Annotated in this window: 19 protein-coding genes; 11 read left to right on the forward strand and 8 right to left on the reverse strand. The window is 60.2% G+C overall.

Features of this window, described 5'->3' with window-relative positions:
- Positions 1 to 39: 39 nt before the first annotated feature.
- Positions 40 to 321, forward strand: coding sequence for an HU family DNA-binding protein (locus HF257_RS10210; RefSeq protein ID WP_003188840.1), 282 nt, complete (start codon positions 40 to 42; stop codon positions 319 to 321).
- Between the two features lie 80 nt (positions 322 to 401).
- Here HF257_RS10210 and rlmF read toward each other — a convergent pair whose 3' ends face one another.
- The 5 genes from rlmF to HF257_RS10235 form a co-directional block, all read right to left on the reverse strand.
- On the reverse strand, positions 402 to 1421 hold the full coding sequence (rlmF, locus tag HF257_RS10215; protein WP_185707729.1) for a 23S rRNA (adenine(1618)-N(6))-methyltransferase RlmF: 1020 nt from the start codon (positions 1419 to 1421) through the stop codon (positions 402 to 404).
- A gap of 218 nt (positions 1422 to 1639) precedes the next feature.
- Positions 1640 to 4486: a valine--tRNA ligase gene (locus HF257_RS10220; RefSeq protein ID WP_185707727.1), complete on the reverse strand. Its 2847-nt coding sequence runs from the start codon at positions 4484 to 4486 to the stop codon at positions 1640 to 1642.
- A 214-nt stretch (positions 4487 to 4700) separates the two neighbouring features.
- Complete coding sequence (locus HF257_RS10225; RefSeq protein WP_185707725.1) at positions 4701 to 5081, reverse strand: DNA polymerase III subunit chi; 381 nt, start codon at positions 5079 to 5081, stop codon at positions 4701 to 4703.
- A gap of 7 nt (positions 5082 to 5088) precedes the next feature.
- Positions 5089 to 5517 (reverse strand): DNA polymerase III subunit chi, encoded by a 429-nt coding sequence (locus HF257_RS10230; protein WP_185707723.1) that lies wholly within the window; start codon positions 5515 to 5517, stop codon positions 5089 to 5091.
- A 51-nt stretch (positions 5518 to 5568) separates the two neighbouring features.
- Positions 5569 to 7059, reverse strand: a complete 1491-nt coding sequence (locus HF257_RS10235; RefSeq protein ID WP_185707721.1) for a leucyl aminopeptidase — start codon at positions 7057 to 7059, stop codon at positions 5569 to 5571.
- Positions 7060 to 7343: 284 nt separating this feature from the next.
- Here HF257_RS10235 and lptF point away from each other — a divergent pair, with 284 nt between their 5' ends.
- From lptF to tadA, 10 genes are all read left to right on the forward strand, one after another.
- On the forward strand, positions 7344 to 8462 hold the full coding sequence (lptF, locus tag HF257_RS10240; RefSeq protein WP_185707719.1) for an LPS export ABC transporter permease LptF: 1119 nt from the start codon (positions 7344 to 7346) through the stop codon (positions 8460 to 8462).
- The gene (gene lptG, locus HF257_RS10245; RefSeq protein ID WP_185707717.1) at positions 8455 to 9534 is read left to right on the forward strand and encodes an LPS export ABC transporter permease LptG; all 1080 of its coding nucleotides are present in this window, start codon (positions 8455 to 8457) and stop codon (positions 9532 to 9534) included. Before lptF ends, lptG begins: the two co-directional genes overlap by 8 nt.
- 151 nt (positions 9535 to 9685) lie before the next feature.
- Positions 9686 to 11485, forward strand: a complete 1800-nt coding sequence (gene lepA / locus HF257_RS10250; protein ID WP_003188853.1) for a translation elongation factor 4 — start codon at positions 9686 to 9688, stop codon at positions 11483 to 11485.
- A gap of 5 nt (positions 11486 to 11490) precedes the next feature.
- Complete coding sequence (gene lepB / locus HF257_RS10255) at positions 11491 to 12345, forward strand: signal peptidase I (protein WP_185707715.1); 855 nt, start codon at positions 11491 to 11493, stop codon at positions 12343 to 12345.
- A gap of 148 nt (positions 12346 to 12493) precedes the next feature.
- Positions 12494 to 13183 (forward strand): ribonuclease III, encoded by a 690-nt coding sequence (rnc, locus tag HF257_RS10260; protein WP_012722401.1) that lies wholly within the window; start codon positions 12494 to 12496, stop codon positions 13181 to 13183.
- Positions 13176 to 14078: a GTPase Era gene (gene era / locus HF257_RS10265; RefSeq protein WP_016978271.1), complete on the forward strand. Its 903-nt coding sequence runs from the start codon at positions 13176 to 13178 to the stop codon at positions 14076 to 14078. The genes rnc and era overlap by 8 nt, the downstream gene beginning before the upstream one ends.
- A 165-nt stretch (positions 14079 to 14243) precedes the next feature.
- Positions 14244 to 14927, forward strand: a complete 684-nt coding sequence (gene recO / locus HF257_RS10270; RefSeq protein ID WP_185707713.1) for a DNA repair protein RecO — start codon at positions 14244 to 14246, stop codon at positions 14925 to 14927.
- 51 nt (positions 14928 to 14978) lie between these two features.
- A complete protein-coding gene (gene pdxJ, locus HF257_RS10275; RefSeq protein WP_185707711.1) occupies positions 14979 to 15722 on the forward strand; it encodes a pyridoxine 5'-phosphate synthase in 744 nt (247 codons plus the stop codon).
- Positions 15723 to 15972: 250 nt separating this feature from the next.
- Positions 15973 to 17349 carry a multicopper oxidase family protein gene (locus HF257_RS10280; protein WP_185707709.1) on the forward strand — a complete coding sequence of 459 codons (1377 nt, stop codon included), beginning with the start codon at positions 15973 to 15975 and terminating at the stop codon, positions 17347 to 17349.
- Positions 17349 to 17846: a tRNA adenosine(34) deaminase TadA gene (tadA, locus tag HF257_RS10285; RefSeq protein ID WP_185707707.1), complete on the forward strand. Its 498-nt coding sequence runs from the start codon at positions 17349 to 17351 to the stop codon at positions 17844 to 17846. Before HF257_RS10280 ends, tadA begins: the two co-directional genes overlap by 1 nt.
- Positions 17847 to 17987: 141 nt before the next feature.
- On the opposite strand, the gene cmoB is transcribed toward tadA, so the two are convergent.
- From cmoB to HF257_RS10300, 3 genes are read right to left on the reverse strand one after another with little or no spacing between them, the layout of a single operon-like run.
- Positions 17988 to 18944, reverse strand: a complete 957-nt coding sequence (gene cmoB, locus HF257_RS10290; RefSeq protein WP_185707705.1) for a tRNA 5-methoxyuridine(34)/uridine 5-oxyacetic acid(34) synthase CmoB — start codon at positions 18942 to 18944, stop codon at positions 17988 to 17990.
- Positions 18941 to 19684: a carboxy-S-adenosyl-L-methionine synthase CmoA gene (cmoA, locus tag HF257_RS10295; protein ID WP_185707703.1), complete on the reverse strand. Its 744-nt coding sequence runs from the start codon at positions 19682 to 19684 to the stop codon at positions 18941 to 18943. The genes cmoB and cmoA overlap by 4 nt, the downstream gene beginning before the upstream one ends.
- Positions 19685 to 19720: 36 nt before the next feature.
- Positions 19721 to 20377: a lysoplasmalogenase gene (locus HF257_RS10300; RefSeq protein WP_185707701.1), complete on the reverse strand. Its 657-nt coding sequence runs from the start codon at positions 20375 to 20377 to the stop codon at positions 19721 to 19723.

The raw sequence follows: 20377 nt of genomic DNA on the forward strand, positions 1-20377 counted from the left end.
CTGCAATCCATATGAATTTGATAGGGAAGGAACACCACAATGGCTATTACTAAAGACCAACTGATCGCTGACCTGGCTGAAGCAGTAGACGCACCGAAAACTACCGTGCGCGCCCTGCTGGACCAACTGAGCCAAGTTGTTGCCGATCAGCTGGAAAACGGCGGCGAAATCACTCTGCCAGGCGTTGGCAAACTGAAAGTGACCGAGCGTCCTGCCCGTACTGGCCGTAACCCTTCGACTGGCGCTGCCATCGAAATCGCTGCCAAGAAAGTTATCAAGCTGGTTGTGGCCAAAGGCCTGACCGACGCTGTTAACAAGTAAGACGCAGCAAAAAAAACCGTGCTCCGGAGCGATCCGGGCACGGTTTTTTGTTGCCTGCGATTTGTAGGCGCGGGCTGGGTTTAGTCGCGAACCCAGCGCTGGCGCCAGATCTGCTGCTCGTTCTTGGTCTGGAACGTCCAGGCCACGAAGCGGCTTTGTTTCTGCCCTTGGGACATTTCCACTACTTGGCTTTCCAACACCCCGGCCTTTTTCAGTGCCGTCTCGATCGCGGGCAAATTCGACGCTTTCGACACCAGCGTGCTGAACCACAACACCTTGTGGGCAAAGTGCGCGCTCTCGGCGATCAATTGCGTCACGAAACGCGCTTCACCGCCTTCACACCACAACTCGGCCGATTGGCCACCGAAGTTCAGCACCGGCAATTTGCGCTTGGGATCAGCCTTGCCCAAGGCGCGCCATTTGCGCTCGCTGCCTTTGGTGGCTTCGTCCATGGACGCATGGAACGGCGGGTTGCACATGGTCAGGTCAAAGCGTTCACCCGGCTCCAGCAAGCCCAGCAGGATCTGCTTGGGGTTGGTTTGCTGACGCAGTTGGATGACCTTGCTCAGGTCATTGGACTGCACGATGGCCTTGGCTGCGGCGACCGCGATAGGGTCGACTTCCGAACCCAGGAAGTTCCAGCGGTACTCCATATAGCCAATCAGCGGGTAGACGCAGTTGGCGCCCATACCGATGTCCAACACCTTGACAATGGAGCCACGCGGAACCTTGCCGTCGTTGTTGCTTGCCAGCAGGTCGGCGAGGAAATGCACGTAGTCCGCACGCCCTGGCACCGGCGGGCACAGGTAGTCGGCCGGGATGTCCCAGTGCTGGATGCCATAGAAGGATTTGAGCAGCGCCCGGTTGAACACCCGCACCGCATCCGGGCTGGCGAAGTCGATGCTCTCTTTGCCATACGGGTTGATGATCACGAACTTCGCCAATTCTGGCGTGGTCTTGATCAGCGCCGGGAAGTCGTAACGGCCCGTGTGGCGGTTGCGCGGGTGCAGGGTGGCCTCTTTGCGCGGCACTACCGGTTTGGCTGTGGCGGCGGTTTTAGGCTTCTTGCGTGGAGGCTTGGGCGTGCTGGGGGCGGTCATGTCAATTCTGGGTTTGGCTCAAAGAGGGCGCTATTGTCACACATTCCCAAGGTGATCTCGGTTAAATGTGGGAGCGGGCTTGCTCGCGAAGGGGGTGCAGCAGAGACAGATTCAGTGCCTGACACACTGCATTCGCGAGCAAGCCCGCTCCCACATTGATTGGGTTTTCAAGCCCAAAAAAAGAGGCCCGAAGGCCTCTTTCTTACACAGGTTCCACCTTACAGGCTGGAAATCCGCGCATGTTGCTCCGCCAGTTTGCCCAAGGCTTGTTCAGCCTCAGCCAGCTTGGCGCGTTCCTTGTCGATCACTTCGGCTGGCGCCTTGTCGACGAACGCCGCGTTGGACAGCTTGCCGCCCACTCGCTGCACTTCGCCTTGCAGGCGTGCAATTTCCTTGTCGAGTCGGGCCAGTTCGGCACCCTTGTCGATCAGGCCAGCCATTGGCACCAGCACTTCCATCTCGCCGACCAGAGCGGTAGCGGACAGTGGCGCTTCAGCATCAGCCGCTAATACGGTGATGGATTCCAGCTTCGCCAGCTTTTTGAGTAGCGCATCGTTCTCAGCGAGACGACGCTGGTCTTCGGCACTGGCGTTCTTTACAAACACCGCCAATGGCTTGCCCGGACCGATGTTCATCTCGGCGCGGATGTTGCGCGTGCCGAGCATCAGGGTCTTGAGCCATTCGATATCGCTTTCGGCGGCCTCATCAATGCGCGCTTCGTTGGCCACTGGCCAAGGTTGCAGCATGATGGTCTTGCCTTCGATACCGGCCAGCGGCGCCAGGCGCTGCCAGATTTCTTCGGTGATGAACGGCATGAACGGATGCGCCAGGCGCAGGGCCACTTCCAGCACGCGTACCAGGGTGCGACGGGTGCCGCGCTGGCGTTCGATCGGCGCGTTTTCATCCCACAGCACGGGCTTGGACAGTTCCAGGTACCAGTCGCAGTATTGGTTCCAGATGAACTCGTACAGGGCCTGTGCGGCCAGGTCGAAACGGAACTGGTCGAGCTGGCGGGTCACTTCGGCTTCGGTGCGCTGCAGCTGCGAGATGATCCAGCGATCGGCCAGGGACAGCTCGACCTCTTCGCCGTTCTGGCCGCAGTCTTCGCCTTTATCCAGCACGTAGCGTGCGGCGTTCCAGATCTTGTTGCAGAAGTTGCGATAGCCTTCGACGCGGCCCATGTCGAACTTGATGTCGCGACCGGTGGACGCCAGCGAGCAAAAGGTGAAGCGCAGGGCGTCGGTGCCGTAGCTGGCGATGCCGTCGGCGAACTCGTCGCGGGTCTGCTTCTCGATCTTCTTCGCCAGTTTTGGCTGCATCAGGCCCGAGGTGCGTTTCTGCACCAGGGTTTCCAGGTCGATGCCGTCGATGATGTCCAGCGGGTCCAGGACGTTGCCCTTGGACTTGGACATCTTCTGGCCCTGGCCGTCACGTACCAGGCCGTGCACGTACACGGTCTTGAACGGTACCTGCGGGGTGCCGTCCTCGTTCTTCACCAGGTGCATGGTCAGCATGATCATCCGGGCAACCCAGAAGAAAATGATGTCGAAACCGGTGACCAGCACGTCGGTAGAGTGGAATTTCTTGAGGAATTCGGTCTGCTGCGGCCAGCCCAGTGTGGAGAAGGTCCACAGGCCCGAGCTGAACCAGGTGTCCAGTACGTCGTTGTCCTGTTGCAGCGCAACGTCGTCACCGAGGTTGTGCTTGGCGCGCACTTCGGCTTCGTCGCGGCCTACATAGACCTTGCCCGACTCGTCATACCAGGCTGGAATACGGTGGCCCCACCACAGCTGACGGCTGATGCACCAATCCTGGATGTCACGCATCCACGAGAAGTACATGTTCTCGTACTGTTTTGGCACGAACTGGATGCGGCCATCTTCCACGGCAGCGATGGCAGGTTCTGCCAGCGGCTTGGTGGAGACATACCACTGGTCGGTCAGCCAAGGCTCGATGATGGTGCCAGAGCGGTCGCCCTTCGGCACTTTCAGGCCGTGGTCGTCAACGCTCACCAGCAAACCGGCGGCGTCGAAGGCGGCAACGATCTGCTTGCGCGCTTCGAAACGGTCGAGGCCGGCGTATTCGGCCGGGATCTTGCCGTCGATGCTTTCGTTCAGCGTGCCGTCCAGGTTGAACACCTGGCAGGCGGGCAGCACGGCGGCGTTCTTGTCGAAGATGTTCAGCAGCGGCAGGTTGTGACGCTTGCCGACTTCGTAGTCGTTGAAATCGTGGGCCGGGGTGATTTTCACGCAGCCGGTGCCGAATTCAGGGTCGCAGTAGTCGTCAGCGATGATCGGGATGCGACGGCCAACCAGTGGCAATTCGACGAATTTGCCGATCAGTGCCTGGTAGCGTTCATCGCTCGGGTTAACGGCAACGGCGGCGTCGCCGAGCATGGTTTCCGGACGCGTGGTGGCGACGATCAGGTAGTCGTTGCCCTCGGCAGTCTTGGCGCCGTCAGCCAGCGGATACTTGAGGTTCCATAGGAAACCTTTTTCGTCGTGGTTTTCCACTTCGAGGTCGGAAATCGCCGTGTGCAACTTGGTGTCCCAGTTGACCAGACGCTTGCCGCGGTAGATCAGGCCGTCTTCATGCAGGCGCACGAAGGCTTCTTTCACGGCTTCTGACAGGCCGTCGTCCATGGTGAAGCGCTCGCGGCTCCAGTCAACGGACGAGCCCAGGCGACGGATCTGACGGCTGATGTTGCCGCCGGACTGGTCTTTCCATTCCCAGATTTTTTCCAGGAATTTCTCACGGCCCAGGTCGTGACGGCTCTGGCCGGTGGCTTCAAGTTGGCGTTCCACCAGCATCTGGGTGGCGATACCGGCGTGGTCGGTGCCCGGTTGCCACAGGGTGTTGCGGCCCTGCATGCGGCGGAAACGGATCAACGCATCCATGATTGCATTGTTGAAGCCATGGCCCATGTGCAGGCTGCCAGTGACGTTCGGTGGCGGAATCATGATGGTGTAGGAATCGCCCGCGCCTTGCGGGGCGAAATAATTCTCGGATTCCCAGGTGTTGTACCAGGAAGTTTCGATGGCGTGCGGCTGGTAGGTCTTATCCATGCGCGGCGGGACCCTAGTTGGCATTTATTCAGGAAAGCCGGCAAGTATAACGGGGGATAGGGGAGAGGGCGAGGTGAAGACTGGCTGGAACTGTACATAGATCAAAATGTGGGAGCGGGCTTGCTCGCGAATGCGGTGGATCAGTCAATCCATTTGCTGACTGACATACCGCTTTCGCGAGCAAGCCCGCTCCCACAGGGGATCTGTGTTTAATTCAGGATTGGTACTGGCTCAGCAACCGCTCCATCCGCGCATCCAGCCGACGCTTGATCTCGGTTTCGATATGCGGGGCAAAGTCATCGATCACGTCTTGCATGATCAATTGCGCGGCGGCGCGCAGTTCGTTGTCCAGGTGCAGCAGCAGGGCGTCGGGCGCCTTTTCAGCAGGGGCGGGTTCGACAGCGGGTGGGGGGGCAACGGGCTCCGGCGCAGCGGGCTTGGCATTGACCATGTCGAACAGCAGCGGAATCTGTACCTCGCCATCGACCGATTCGGTCAGCAGCGGCGGTTGCAAGTCATCATCACCCAGCAACTGGCGGATCGACTCAAGGTCATCCAACAGGTGGTCGTCTTTTTTAAGGTTGGGAGTGTCCATCATTTACTCAAAGTCGTTGTAGCCGGTGATCCTGCAAAGGATAGCCCTGTTCGCGATAGAAACGGAAACTCTCCCGCGCCGCCTGACGAATAGCCGGGTCTTCCACCACCACCTCTGCCACGCGGGCAAACGCCTTGGCGAACGGCGGCACTTTCAGGTCCAGGTTCACCAGCAGGTCATGGTGATCGCCGCAACTGTCTCCCAGTCCGAGTACTACCAGGCTTTCGGGTTCTGATTCGGCAGGGCCATGGGGCACGAAGCTTTCGCCCTTGAAGCGCCACAGGCGGGCGTCGAGTTCGTCGCGTTGGGCGCCATCGCTGCAATGCAGGTAGATACGGTGGCCCATGCGCCAGGCTTTTTCGGTGAGTTTGCAGGCAAAGTCCAGGCGCGCGAGCGGGTCGGCGCTGGGCAATATATAGAAGTCGACTTGGGTCATTGCGGTTCCTGAGACCGGAGCGGCGTAATGGCCGCTCCGGAATCTTCAGTTTCAGGCCTTGGCGCGGTCCAGCAGGTACTGGGTCAACAGGGGAACCGGACGGCCAGTGGCGCCTTTGTCCTTGCCGCCGCTGGTCCAGGCAGTACCGGCGATGTCCAGGTGAGCCCAATTGAAGTTCTTGGCAAAGCGCGACAGGAAGCAGGCCGCCGTGATGGTGCCGGCTTTCGGGCCGCCGATGTTGGCGATGTCAGCGAATGGGCTGTCCAACTGTTCCTGGTACTCATCGAACAGCGGCAGTTGCCAGGCGCGGTCGTCGGCAGCCTTGCCGGCGCTGAGCAGTTGCTCGATCAACTCGTCGTTGTTGCCCAGCAGGCCCGAGGTATGGGAGCCCAGCGCAACGATGCAGGCACCGGTCAGGGTGGCGATGTCGATCACCGCTTGTGGCTTGAAGCGCTCGGCGTAGGTCAGTGCATCGCACAGCACCAGGCGGCCTTCGGCGTCGGTGTTGAGGATTTCGACGGTCTGGCCGCTCATTGTAGTAACGATGTCGCCCGGACGCGCCGCACCGCCACTTGGCATGTTCTCGGCGCAGGCCAGGATGCACACCAGGTTGATCGGCAGCTTGAGTTCCAGCACGGCGCGCAGGGTACCGAATACGCTGGCGGCGCCGCCCATGTCGTACTTCATCTCGTCCATGCCCAAGCCTGGCTTGAGGCTGATGCCGCCAGTGTCGAAGGTGATGCCTTTACCCACCAGGGCGTAGGGCTTCTCGGACTTCTTGCCGCCGTTGTATTGCATCACGATCAAGCGTGGCGGCTGGTCGCTGCCTTGGCCCACGGCGTAGAACGAGCCCATGCCCAGTTCCTTGATCTTCTTCTCGTCCAGGACTTCAACCTTGAGACCCTTGAACTCCTTGCCCAGCGCCTTGGCCTGTTCGCCCAGGAAAGTGGGGTGGCAGATGTTCGGCGGCAGGTTGCCCAGGTCGCGGGTGAACGACATGCCATTGGCGATGGCCGTCGCGTGGGTCACGGCGCGCTCGACTTCAGCCTGGGCGGCCTTGATGGTCAGCAGGGTGATTTTTTTCAGGGCGCGGGGTTCGGCCTTGGTGCTCTTGAACTGGTCGAAGAGATAGCCGCCGTCCACCAGGCTTTCTGCCAGCAGGCGGGTCTTGCCGTAGCTGTCGCGGCCTTTTACGACGACTTCATCCAGCGCCAGGGTCGCATCGCTGCCGCCCAGGCCCTTGAGGGTGTTGAGGATGCCACTGATGATCTTGCGGAACGGACGGTCGCCCAGTTCGGCGTCCTTGCCCACGCCGACCAGCAATACGCGGTCGGCCTTGAGGTTGGGCAGGCTTTGCAGCAGCAGGCTCTGGCCGACTTTGCCGGCCAGGTCGCCGCGCTTGAGGACTGCGCTGATCGCGCCGCCGCTCAGTTCATCGAGTTGCTTGGCGGCAACGCCGAGCTTGCGGCCTTCGCCAATGGCGACCACGAGGGTGGCGGTTTTCAACGTTTCGGGGCTAACGCTTTTTACAACCAATTCCATTTTCGGGTCCCTTATAAAGGTCGGAGAGCCTTGCGTCTGTACGCAGGCTTTAATGCTTGGCAACTGTGTAAGTCGCCAGCGACAAAGGCCGCAGTTTGAACCTCGCCGACGGAGCCTGACAACCCTTGCCGGCAGCTTTGTGCATGTGTGCAGAGCTTGCTCCGTGACAGGCGCAGCCAATCACAGGATAATGCGCCATCTTTTTAGCCGGCCCCTTCAAAAGGGCTGACTCGGTATGCTTGCTTGTTTGGCCGCCTTAGCCTGACAACCCTGGAGTGTCTGGTTTGATCGTCTTCCGTTATCTGTCCCGCGAAGTCCTGTTGACCCTGAGTGCCGTGAGTGCGGTGCTGCTGGTCATCATCATGAGTGGTCGTTTCGTCAAATACCTGGCCCAGGCTGCCTCTGGCGCCCTGGACCCAGGCTCGTTGTTCCTGATCATGGGCTTTCGACTGCCGGGCTTTTTGCAGCTGATCCTGCCATTGGGCCTGTTTCTCGGGATCCTGCTGGCATACGGACGCCTGTACCTCGAAAGCGAAATGACCGTGCTCTCGGCCACCGGCATGAGCCAGCAACGCCTGTTGGGCATGACCATGATCCCGGCCGCCGGCGTCGCGCTGATCGTGGCCTGGCTGAGCCTGAGTCTGGCCCCTCAGGGCGCCATGCAGTTCCAGCTGGTATTGAACAAGCAGGACGCGATGACCGAGTTCGACACCCTCGAACCCGGCCGTTTCCAGGCACTCAATGACGGCTCACGCGTGACCTACACCGAGACGCTGACCGAAGACCGCGCCAACCTCGGCGGTGTGTTCATCTCCGAGAAACGCCTGGGGCAAGACAAGAAAGACCGTGGCATCTCCGTGCTGGTGGCCGATTCGGGTCGCCAGGAAGTGCGCCCGGACGGCAGCCGCTACCTGATCCTGGAAAACGGCTACCGCTATGACGGCAGCCCCGGCCAGGCGGATTACCGCGCCATCAAGTACGACACCTATGGCGTAATGCTGGCGCGCCCGGACGTGAGCGACGAGGTGACTGACCGCGACGCCATCCCGACGTCCGACCTGTTCGGTAGCAACGAATTGCGCTCCATTGCCGAGTTGCAATGGCGTATCTCCCTGCCGCTGCTGGTCTTTATCGTCACGCTGATGGCGGTGCCGCTGTCCCGTGTGAATCCGCGTCAGGGCCGCTTCCTCAAGCTGCTGCCGGCGATTCTGTTGTACATGGCCTACCTCACCATCCTGATTTCCGCCCGCGGCTCCCTGGAGAAAGGCAAGCTCTCGCCGACCCTGGGCCTGTGGTGGGTACACGGGATCTTCCTGGTGATCGGCCTGGGGCTGCTCTATTGGGAACCTATCCGCTTGAAAATGTTGAGCCGTCGTGGCCAGAAGGAGTTGGCTCGTGGCTAAACTCGATCGCTACATTGGTAGCAGCGTACTGATCGCCATCCTGGCGGTATTGGGCATCATCCTGGGTTTGGCGTCGCTCTTCGCCTTCATCGATGAAGTGGGCAACGTCACCGACACCTATACCGTGTGGGACGTGCTCAGCTATGTAGCGCTGACCGCACCGCGTCGCCTGTACGACATGATGCCCATGGCAGCGCTGATCGGTTGCCTGATCGGCCTGGGCAGCCTGGCCAGCAACAGCGAACTGACCATCATGCGCGCTGCCGGTGTTTCCATCGGCCGGATCGTCTGGGCGGTGATGAAACCGATGTTGCTGCTGATGCTGTGCAGCGTGCTGATCGGCGAATACGTGGCGCCGCCGGCCGAAACCACAGCCCAGGCCAATCGCGCCCTGGCCCAGGGTTCGGGTGATGCGCAGAGCTCCAAGCACGGCCTGTGGCACCGTCAGGGTGACGAGTTTATCCACATCAACGCCGTGCAACCGGGTGGCCTGTTGATTGGTGTGACTCGCTATACCTTCGACAAAGAGCGGCACATGCTGTCGTCCAGTTTCGCCAAACGTGCGCAGTACGGCAGCGATAAGTGGCAACTGACCGACGTTACTACCACTTATTTCCGCAATATCGGCCAAGGCACCAAGGCCAGCACTGAAGTGATCAACGTGCCGACCGAGCAATGGGATATCGCGCTGAAGCCTGAGTTGCTCAATACGGTGGTGATGATTCCTGAAAGCCTGCCGATCTCCGGGTTGTGGGGCTACATCCACTACCTGAAGGACCAGGGCCTGAATAATGGCCGCTACTGGCTGGCGTTTTGGGTCAAGGTGTTGCAGCCGGTGGTGACCGCCGCGCTGGTGTTGATGGCGATCTCGTTCATCTTCGGTCCGTTGCGCTCCGTAACCCTTGGCCAGCGCGTGTTTACGGGTGTGTTGGTAGGTTTCACCTTCCGTATCGCCCAGGACTTGCTGGGCCCGTCGAGCCTGGTATTCGGGTTCTCGCCGCTGTTTGCGGTGCTGGTGCCGACGGCAATCTGCGCCCTGGCCGGGTTCTGGCTGTTGCGCCGAGCCGGCTGATACCTCGCTTATGCTCAAAAAATGCCCCGGTCGAGAGACCGGGGCATTTTTGTTCTGGTCAGCAAAGATGACGTCTGGCCTGAGCATCAGGTACAATTCCCGGCTATTTTTCAGCGGGCAATCTGCCTGCAGCCTTTTTGAGTGTTGATCCGTGAGTGATTTGAGTCATATCCGCAATTTCTCCATCATCGCCCACATTGACCATGGCAAGTCGACGCTGGCCGATCGATTTATCCAGATGTGCGGCGGCCTTGCCGAGCGTGAAATGGAAGCCCAGGTACTGGATTCCATGGACCTCGAACGCGAGCGCGGGATCACCATCAAGGCCCACAGCGTGACGCTGTACTACAAAGCCAAAGACGGCATTACCTACCAGCTGAACTTCATTGACACCCCGGGCCACGTCGACTTCACCTACGAAGTCAGCCGTTCCCTGGCGGCCTGTGAAGGTGCCTTGCTGGTGGTTGACGCAGGCCAGGGCGTTGAAGCGCAATCGGTTGCCAACTGCTACACCGCGATCGAGCAGGGCCTGGAAGTCATGCCCGTGCTGAACAAGATCGACCTGCCGCAGGCTGAGCCTGAACGCGTCAAGGAAGAGATCGAGAAGATCATCGGCATCGACGCCACCGACGCCGTCACCTGCAGCGCCAAGACCGGCCTGGGTGTCGACGAAGTGCTCGAACGCCTGGTACACACCATTCCAGCGCCAACCGGCAACTACGAAGATCCGCTGCAAGCGTTGATCATCGACTCCTGGTTCGACAACTACCTGGGCGTTGTTTCCCTGGTACGCGTGCGCCACGGTCGTGTGAAGAAGGGCGACAAGATCCTGGTCAAATCCACCGGCAAGATCCACTTGGTGGACAGCGTCGGTGTATTCAACCCCAAGCACACTGCGACCGTTGATCTGAAAGCCGGTGAAGTAGGCTTCATCATCGCCGGTATCAAGGACATTCACGGTGCACCGGTAGGTGACACCCTGACCCTGAGCTCCACGCCGGACGTCGACGTGCTGCCAGGCTTCAAGCGTATCCAGCCGCAGGTCTACGCCGGGCTGTTCCCGGTCAGCTCCGATGACTTCGAAGACTTCCGTGAAGCCCTGCAAAAGCTGACACTCAACGACTCGTCGTTGCAGTACACCCCGGAAAGCTCCGACGCCCTGGGCTTTGGCTTCCGTTGTGGCTTCCTGGGCATGCTGCACATGGAAATCATCCAGGAGCGCCTTGAGCGCGAATACGACCTGGACCTGATCACCACCGCGCCAACGGTTATTTTCGAACTGTTGCTGAAAACCGGTGAAACGATTTACGTCGACAACCCGTCCAAGCTTCCGGACCTGTCGGCCATCGAAGACATGCGCGAGCCTATCGTGCGGGCCAATATCCTGGTTCCGCAGGAACATCTGGGCAACGTCATTACCCTGTGTATCGAAAAACGTGGCGTACAGCGCGACATGCTGTTCCTCGGTACCCAGGTACAAGTGACCTACGACATGCCGATGAACGAAGTGGTCCTGGACTTCTTCGACCGCCTCAAATCCACCAGCCGTGGCTATGCTTCGCTGGATTACCATTTCGATCGTTACCAATCGGCTAATCTGGTGAAGCTGGATGTGTTGATCAACGGCGACAAGGTAGATGCCCTGGCACTGATCGTGCACAAGGACAACGCGCACTACAAAGGTCGCCAGTTGACCGAGAAGATGAAAGAACTGATTCCGCGCCAGATGTTCGACGTCGCGATCCAGGCCGCCATTGGCGGGCAGATCATTGCACGGACCTCCGTCAAGGCTCTCAGAAAGAACGTACTGGCCAAATGCTACGGCGGTGACGTAAGTCGTAAGCGCAAGCTGCTCGAGAAGCAAAAGGCCGGTAAAAAACGCATGAAGCAAGTAGGCAACGTGGAAGTTCCACAAGAAGCCTTCCTTGCGGTGCTCAGGTTGGATAGTTAGGTCCTATGTCGCTAAATTTCCCGCTGTTGCTGGTCATCGCCGTTGCCGTTTGCGGTCTCTTGGCGTTGCTCGATCTGGTGTTCTTCGCCCCGCGTCGTCGGGCGGCTATCGCGTCCTATCAGGGCAGCGTCAGCCAGCCCGATGCCGTGGTCGTCGAGAAGCTGAACAAAGAGCCTCTGCTGGTTGAATACGGCAAGTCGTTCTTCCCGGTGTTGTTCATCGTGCTGGTGCTGCGTTCGTTCCTGGTGGAGCCGTTTCAGATCCCTTCGGGGTCGATGAAGCCTACCCTGGACGTGGGTGACTTCATCCTGGTGAACAAGTTTTCCTACGGGATCCGCCTGCCGGTGATCGACAAGAAGATCATCCAAGTCGGTGACCCGCAGCGCGGCGATGTCATGGTGTTCCGCTACCCAAGCGACCCGAACGTCAACTACATCAAGCGCGTGATCGGCCTGCCGGGTGACGTGATTCGCTACACCGGCGACAAGCGCCTGTTCATCAATGGCGAGTCGGTGGCCGAGACCTTGATCGGCTCCGAGCCGAATTCATTGGGCAGCGCCGAGCTGTACCAGGAAAAACTCGGTGCGGTAGAGCATGAAATCCGCAAGGAAATGACGCGCTACCGGGCACAGCCTGATGGTGAATGGAAGGTGCCTGCCGGGCACTATTTCATGATGGGCGACAACCGTGACAACTCCAATGACAGCCGCTACTGGAATGACCCCACCATTCCCAAGGACCTGCTGGGCATGGTTCCCGACGAGAACATCGTCGGCAAGGCCTTCGCGGTCTGGATGAGTTGGCCAGAATCCAAACTCAGCCACCTGCCGAACTTCTCGCGGGTCGGGCTGATCAAGTAATACAGGCGGCGCTGTGAACACAGCGCCGAATGCTTTTCTGGGGCTTGGACATTTTTTCGGCCTCATGCGGTACCAACCAGGATTTGAATTTGAACACTGCGTCAATCGTCGATGGCCGCCGGTGCCACCAACTAGATATGGATAAACCGTGACCGTTTCTCTAGCACGTCTCGAGCGTCAGCTCGGCTACACCTTCAAGGACCAGGAACTGATGGTTCTTGCCCTCACACACCGCAGCTTTGCAGGGCGCAATAACGAGCGCCTGGAATTCCTCGGTGATGCCATCCTCAATTTTGTCGCCGGTGAAGCGCTGTTCGAGCGTTTCCCTCAAGCCCGTGAAGGCCAGCTGTCGCGTCTGCGTGCGCGCCTGGTAAAGGGCGAGACCCTGGCGGTGCTGGCCCGTGGTTTCGGCCTGGGTGAATACCTGCGCCTGGGGTCCGGCGAGTTGAAGAGCGGTGGTTTCCGCCGTGAGTCGATCCTGGCCGACGCCCTCGAAGCGCTGATCGGTGCGATCTACCTCGATGCCGGCATGGAAGCGGCCAAAGAGCGGGTCACCGCCTGGCTGACCTCCGAAATCGAAAGCCTCACACTGGTCGACACCAACAAAGATCCAAAAACCCGCCTGCAAGAGTTCCTGCAGTCCCGCGGTTGCGAACTGCCACGTTACGAAGTGGTGGATATCCAGGGTGAGCCCCATTGCCGAGTGTTCTTCGTGGAATGTGAAATCACCTTACTGAACGAAAAAAGCCGAGGTCAGGGTGTGAGCCGTCGTATTGCCGAACAGGTAGCGGCCGCTGCAGCACTGATTGCCCTGGGCGTGGAGAATGGCCATGACTGATTCAACCGCAACACGCTGTGGCTATGTTGCCATCGTTGGCCGCCCGAACGTGGGTAAGTCGACGCTGCTGAACCACATCCTCGGCCAGAAGCTCGCGATCACCTCGCGCAAGCCGCAGACTACCCGTCACAACATGCTGGGCATCAAGACCGAAGGCAACGTGCAAGCGGTCTACGTCGACACCCCCGGCATGCACAAAGGTGGCGAGAAAGCCCTCAACCGCTACATGAACAAGACCGCTTCGGCGGCGTTGAAAGACGTCGACGTGGTGATTTTCGTGGTTGACCGCACCAAGTGGACCGACGAAGACCAGATGGTCCTTGAGCGTGTGCAATATGTCACTGGCCCTTTGATCGTGGCGCTGAACAAGACCGACCGCATCGAAGACAAAGCCGAGCTGATGCCGCACCTGAGCTGGCTGCAGGAACAACTGCCGAACGCCCAGATTATCCCGATCTCGGCCCAGCACGGCCACAATCTCGATGCTCTGGAGCGCGTGATCGCTGAGCACCTGCCGGAGAACGAGCACTTCTTCCCGGAAGACCAGATCACCGACCGCAGCAGCCGTTTCCTGGCCGCCGAACTGGTGCGCGAGAAAATCATGCGCCAGATGGGTGCCGAGCTGCCGTACCAGATCACCGTTGAAATCGAAGAGTTCAAGCAGCAGGGCAAGACCTTGCATATCCACGCGCTGATCCTCGTCGAACGTGACGGCCAGAAGAAAATCATCATTGGCGACAAGGGCGAGCGCATCAAGCGCATCGGCACCGAAGCGCGCAAGGACATGGAGTTGCTGTTTGATTCCAAGATCATGCTTAACCTGTGGGTGAAGGTTAAGGGTGGTTGGTCCGATGATGAGCGTGCGCTGCGCTCCCTGGGCTACGGCGACCTGTAACTGATCCTCGGAACACCGCAGGACTAAAAATGTGGGAGCGGGCTTGCTCGCGAATGCGGTGGATCAGGCATGCATGTGCCAACTGATCCGCCGCATTCGCGAGCAAGCCCGCTCCCACATTAGGTTTGTGTAGTTTTCAACAATGCATTCCAACAGTGAGCCCCCATGTCCCAACCCCTCAGCCAACCCGCCTACGTCCTGCACAGCCGCGCCTACCGCGAGACCAGCGCCCTAGTGGACTTCCTCACGCCCCAAGGCCGCCTGCGCGCAGTTTTGCGCAGCGCTCGGGGCAAGGCAGGCACGCAGGCGCGGCCTTTCGTGGCGTTGGACGTGGAGTTCCGAGGCAAAGGCGAGCTGAAAAACGTCGGCCGCCTGGAAAGCGTCGGTGCCTCGGCCTGGCTCAATGGCGAAGCCCTGTTCAGCGGCCTCTACCTCAACGAACTGTTGATTCGCCTGTTGCCTGCCGAAGACCCGCACCCGGCGGTCTTCGATCACTACGCTGCGACCCTGCTCGCCTTGGCCGAAGGGCGACCGCTGGAACCCTTGTTACGCGCCTTCGAATGGCGCCTGCTCGACGACCTGGGCTACGGGTTTGAACTGGCCAACGACCTGCACGGCGACCCCATCGCAGCCGACGGCCTGTATCGCCTGCAAGTGGACGCCGGTCTTGAGCGTGTGTACCTGCTGCAACCTGGTCTGTTTCAAGGCACCGAGCTACTGGCTATGAGCGAAGCCGACTGGAGCGCCCCCGGCGCGTTGTCTGCCGCCAAGCGCCTGATGCGCCAGGCGCTTGCCGTGCACTTGGGCGGAAGGCCACTGGTCAGTCGCGAGTTGTTTCGAAAGCCCTGACAACCCCGTGTATGCTGTGCGGCGTTTCTTTCCCTTTTCAGGAGCGCTTCCGTGACCACCAGCAATCGCATTCTTCTTGGCGTCAACATCGACCACGTCGCTACCCTGCGCCAGGCTCGGGGCACCCGTTACCCTGACCCGGTCAAGGCCGCGCTGGACGCCGAAGAAGCGGGCGCCGACGGCATTACCGTGCACCTGCGCGAAGACCGCCGCCACATCCAGGAGCGCGACGTGCTGGTGCTCAAGGACGTGCTGCAAACCCGCATGAACTTCGAAATGGGCGTCACCGAAGAGATGATGGCGTTCGCCGAGCGCATCCGCCCGGCGCACATCTGCCTGGTGCCGGAAACTCGCCAGGAACTCACCACCGAAGGTGGCCTCGACGTCGCCGGCCAGGAAGCACGGATCAAGGCTGCGGTGGATCGCCTGTCGCAGATCGGCAGTGAAGTCTCACTGTTCATCGACGCCGACGAGCGCCAGATCGAAGCCTCCCGCCGCGTCGGCGCGCCGGCGATCGAACTGCACACCGGCCGTTATGCCGACGCCACCACCCCCACCGAAGTGGTGGATGAACTGCAACGCATCATCGACGGTGTCGCCGTCGGCTTGCGTGAAGGCTTGATCGTCAACGCCGGCCATGGCCTGCACTACCACAACGTCGAAGCTGTGGCTGCGATCAAGGGCATCAACGAACTGAACATCGGCCACGCGCTGGTGGCTCATGCGCTGTTCGTCGGTTTTAAAGGCGCTGTGGCCGAGATGAAAGCCCTGATCCTGGCGGCCGCCAAGGCCTGACCTAACACCGTCTAAAAGCCACTGAAGATCAAAAAATGTGGGAGCGGGCTTGCTCGCGAAAGCGGTCTGTCAGCTGATTAATCTTTGGCTGACCCACCGCATTCGCGAGCAAGCCCGCTCCCACATTTGATCTTTGGTGTACCCAGAGTTCGGGCATGCGGCAATGCGAAGCCTTACTGTTTAGGCCATGCAGGTGTATCGTATCTGCCCTTTGCAGGCCTTGTGCCTGCGGCAGATACGCGAGGTTGTTGTGTCCCGATCCTTTTCCCGTCGACAAATCCTGGGTGGCCTTGCAGGCCTGGCCGTCGTAGGCGTCGGTGCCGGTGGCGCCTACCGCTACTGGCTGGGGAAAGTCGCCGAGGCCGAGGCAGGGCACGATTACGAGTTGATCGCTGCGCCGTTGGACGTGGAACTGGTGCCGGGGCACAAGACCCAGGCCTGGGCGTTCGGCCCTTCGGCGCCGGGTACCGAGTTGCGCGTGCGCCAGGGCGAATGGCTGCGGGTGCGTTTTATCAACCACCTGCCGGTCGCTACCACCATCCACTGGCATGGCATCCGCCTGCCACTTGAAATGGACGGCGTGCCCTACGTCTCACAGTTGCCGGTACTGCCCGGCGAATACTTCGACTACAAATTCCGCGTGCCCGACGCCGGCAGCTACTGGTATCACCCCCACGTGAACAGCAGCGAAGAACTCGGCCGTGGCCTGGTCGGCCCGCTGATTATTGAAGAGCGCGAACCCACCGGCTTCAAGCACGAACGCACCTTGAGCCTGAAAAGCTGGCACGTGGACGAGGAGGGAGAGTTCGTTGCGTTCAGTGTGCCGCGTGAAGCGGCGCGTGGCGGTACGGCGGGGCGCTTGTCGACTATCAATGGCGTGTCCCAAGCGGTGGTCGATTTGCCGGCGGGGCAGATTACTCGCGTGCGCCTGCTCAACCTCGACAACACCTTGACCTATCGCCTCAACATTCCCGACGCTGAAGCACAGATCTATGCACTGGACGGTAACCCGGTCGAACCGCGCCCGTTGGGCAAGGAATACTGGCTGGGCCCGGGCATGCGCATCTGCCTGGCGATCAAGGCGCCGCCCGCGGGGGAAGAGCTGTCGATTCGAAATGGACCGGTGCGCTTGGGTACGTTCCGCTCCGTGGCCAACACCGACGCGCCTACCGAGTGGCCACCCGCATTGCCCGCCAACCCGATTGCCGAACCGGACCTGGCCAATGCCGAGAAACTCAACTTCAATTTCGAGTGGGTCGGCACGGTATCCGTGGATGACGGCAAGCCACCGAGCCTGTGGCAAATCAACGGCAAGGCCTGGGACATCACCGACAAGACCTGTGCCGACCGCCCGATTGCCAAGCTGGAAAAGGGCAAGAGCTACATTTTCGAATTAAAGAACATGACCCAGTACCAACACCCCATTCACCTGCACGGCATGAGCTTCAAGGTAATCGCCTCGAACCGCCACAAGGTGATTCCGTACTTCACCGACACCTACCTGTTGGGCAAGAACGAGCGCGCACGCGTGGCGTTGGTGGCGGATAACCCAGGGGTGTGGATGTTCCATTGCCACGTGATCGACCACATGGAAACCGGCCTGATGGCCGCCATCGAGGTGGCGTGATGCGCCAGTTTCGGCCCACCGCGATCATCGACCGCAGCCGCGACCAGGACTTCATGCGCGAAGCCCTGGCCCTTGCCGCCCAAGGTGCTGCATTGGGTGAAGTGCCTGTGGGGGCAGTGCTGGTGCAGGACGGTGAAATCATCGGCCGTGGCTTCAACTGCCCCATCAGCGGCAACGACCCCAGCGCCCATGCCGAGATGGTCGCCATTCGCGCCGCTGCACAGGCCATCAGCAACTATCGGCTGGTGGGCAGCACGCTGTATGTGACGCTGGAGCCGTGCAGCATGTGCGCGGGCTTGATTGTGCATTCGCGGGTTGCGCGAGTGGTGTATGGGGCGCTGGAGCCAAAGGCGGGGATTGTGCAGAGCCAGGGGCAGTTTTTTACCCAGGGCTTTCTGAATCACAAGGTGCTGTTTGAAGGCGGTGTGCTGGCAGAAGAGTGCGGCACGGTGCTGAGCGAATTCTTCAAGGCTCGCCGTGCCAAGCCCCCGCTCTAAAGAACACAGGGGAGCAAATGTGGGAGCGGGCTTGCTCGCGAATACGGTGTGTCAGCCAAGTATAGGGTGACTGATCCACCGCATTCGCGAGCAAGCCCGCTCCCACATTTTGATCTTTGTTTCTTCAGGGAGAGCTCAGCGTTACTTCTTGGCGATAATCACCGCCCGCATCGGCGCCGGTAGGCCTTCGATGGTTTTGCTGTGGTCCTCTGGATCGAGGAAATCACTGAGGGACTGATACTTCATCCACTCCGTACCCCGTTGTTCTTCCACAGTCGTGACGCTCACGTCCACACACCGCACATCACTGAACCCCGCGCGCCGCAGCCACAGCATCAACGCCGGCACCGAGGGCAGGAACCACACGTTGCGCATCTGTGCATAGCGGTCTTCCGGTACTAGCACTTGCTGTTGATCACCTTCGACCACCAGGGTTTCGAGTACCAGCTCTCCGCCCTTCACCAAGGTGTCCTTCAGCGCCAGCAAATGCTCGATGGGCGAGCGACGGTGGTAGAACACACCCATGGAAAACACGGTGTCGAAGCCTTCCAGATTCGCCGGCAAGTCTTCGAACGGGAATGGCAGATGCCAGGCTTTCGGTTCCGACAGGTAACGCTGCACGGCCTGGAACTGGCAGAAAAACAACCAGTTCGGGTCCACGCCAATCACGCTGTCGGCGCCGGCGCCGAGCATGCGCCACATGTAGTATCCGTTGCCGCAACCGACGTCGAGGATGCGCTTGCCCTTCAAGTTCAGGTGCGGTGCTACCCGTGACCACTTCCAATCCGAGCGCCATTCGGTATCGACGTGCACGCCGAAGAGATGGAACGGGCCTTTGCGCCATGGGCTCAGGCCCATCAACGCGGTGTGCATTTGTGTGCGGGTGCTGTCGTCGCAATCGGTGTCAAGTGTCAGGCCATTCAGCAGGTCGACTTCGCTGGGCTGGATCTTCGGCAGCGCATCCAACGCACTCTGCCAGCGCTCCAGGTCGCCATGGCCTTTTTCCATCTTGCTATCGAGTTGCGCTTGCAGGCCCTGGGCCCACACGGCCAAGGGAGTGCCGACCAAATGGCGGGCGAGGGGGGACAGATCAATCATGGCAAGGCAATCAACGAGGCAAAGTTAAGACATTGGAACCACGGCACGACTTTCGAAAAACCCGCCGCCAGCAGGCGTTCGCTGTGTTCTTCGAGGCTGTCGGGTTTCATCACGTTTTCGATGGCGCTACGTTTCTGGGCAATTTCCAGTTCGCTGTAGCCGTTGGCGCGTTTGAACGCGATATGTAAATCGGTGAGCAACGCGTGCTCTTCGGCATCGTTGAAGCGCAGCTTTTCCGAGAGGATCAACGCACCGCCCGGCAACAACGATTGGCGGATGCGTGCGAGCAACGCCAGGCGCTCATCGGGTGCGATGAATTGCAGCGTGAAGTTCAGCGCCACCACCGAGGCCGGTTGGAACTGCAGCGCGAGGATATCGCCCTCGATCACGTCGACCGGCAGCAGCTCCTGGAACATCGAGTCCTGGCCATTGAGGTACTCACGGCAGCGCTCGACCATCGCCGTCGAGTTATCCACCGCGATCACCCGGCAGCCGTCGGTGCGCACATGGCGGCGCAAGGCTTGGGTCACGGCGCCGAGGGATGAGCCGAGGTCGTAGAGCACACTGTTGGGTTGGGCAAACTGCGCCGCGAGTACGCCGAGGTTTTCGACAATCGTCGGGTAGCCCGGCACCGAGCGCTTGATCATGTCGGGGAACACCCGCACCACGTCCTCGTTAAAGGCGAAGTCCGGCACCTGGTTCAGGGGCTGGGCGAATAGGCGATCGGGTTCTTTGCTCACGGTTGTTCCGGCAGTGATGTGGGAAAGGCCGGCATTTTAGCCAAGTTGGTCCTCGTGTGCGCGGGTTGTCTGATAGAAAGCAGACGCCGTGATACCCCATTGGCCCAGCCAGTAGGTGACGATCAATAAATAGGGCGCCGCATCGAACGCCAGCACGAATCGGTTGATGCCGATCAGCGTGTCAGAAAACACAAACGAGGCTGCGCCCGCCGCCGCCAACAACGCGGAGCGCTTTGGCACTTGGCTGCCCAACCGTGCCAACGCACGCCAAAGCATGGTGCTGATCACTAGCGCATACACCACCACCGGAATCAGCAGGTCGCCTAGGCCGTGGGAGATCAGGATGCTCAACAGAATCGCGCCCACGCCCAGCGCCAGCAACAACGGCAGGAGCGCCAAGCGGCGACAGTCGCTGAGATAGGCCTTGAGGTAGGCCAGGTGCGCAAACAAGAAGGCGCCGAGCCCAAAGATGAACAGGTCGCCTGGCCAGGCAAGCAACACATCGCCGACCAATGAAAAAATCAGCCCCAGGCTGATCCAGCGTCGATAGTCGGTGGGCGGCGCATCATGCAGCCAGCCCAACAACGCCAGCACCGGCAACGGCTTGACCAGCAGGCACAGCAATGTGGCATGGGTGGTCAGGCCGTAGATAAACGTGCCGGCGCCCATCAACGCAAGAATCAGCCATGGCAT

The organism is Pseudomonas cremoris, assembly GCF_014230465.1.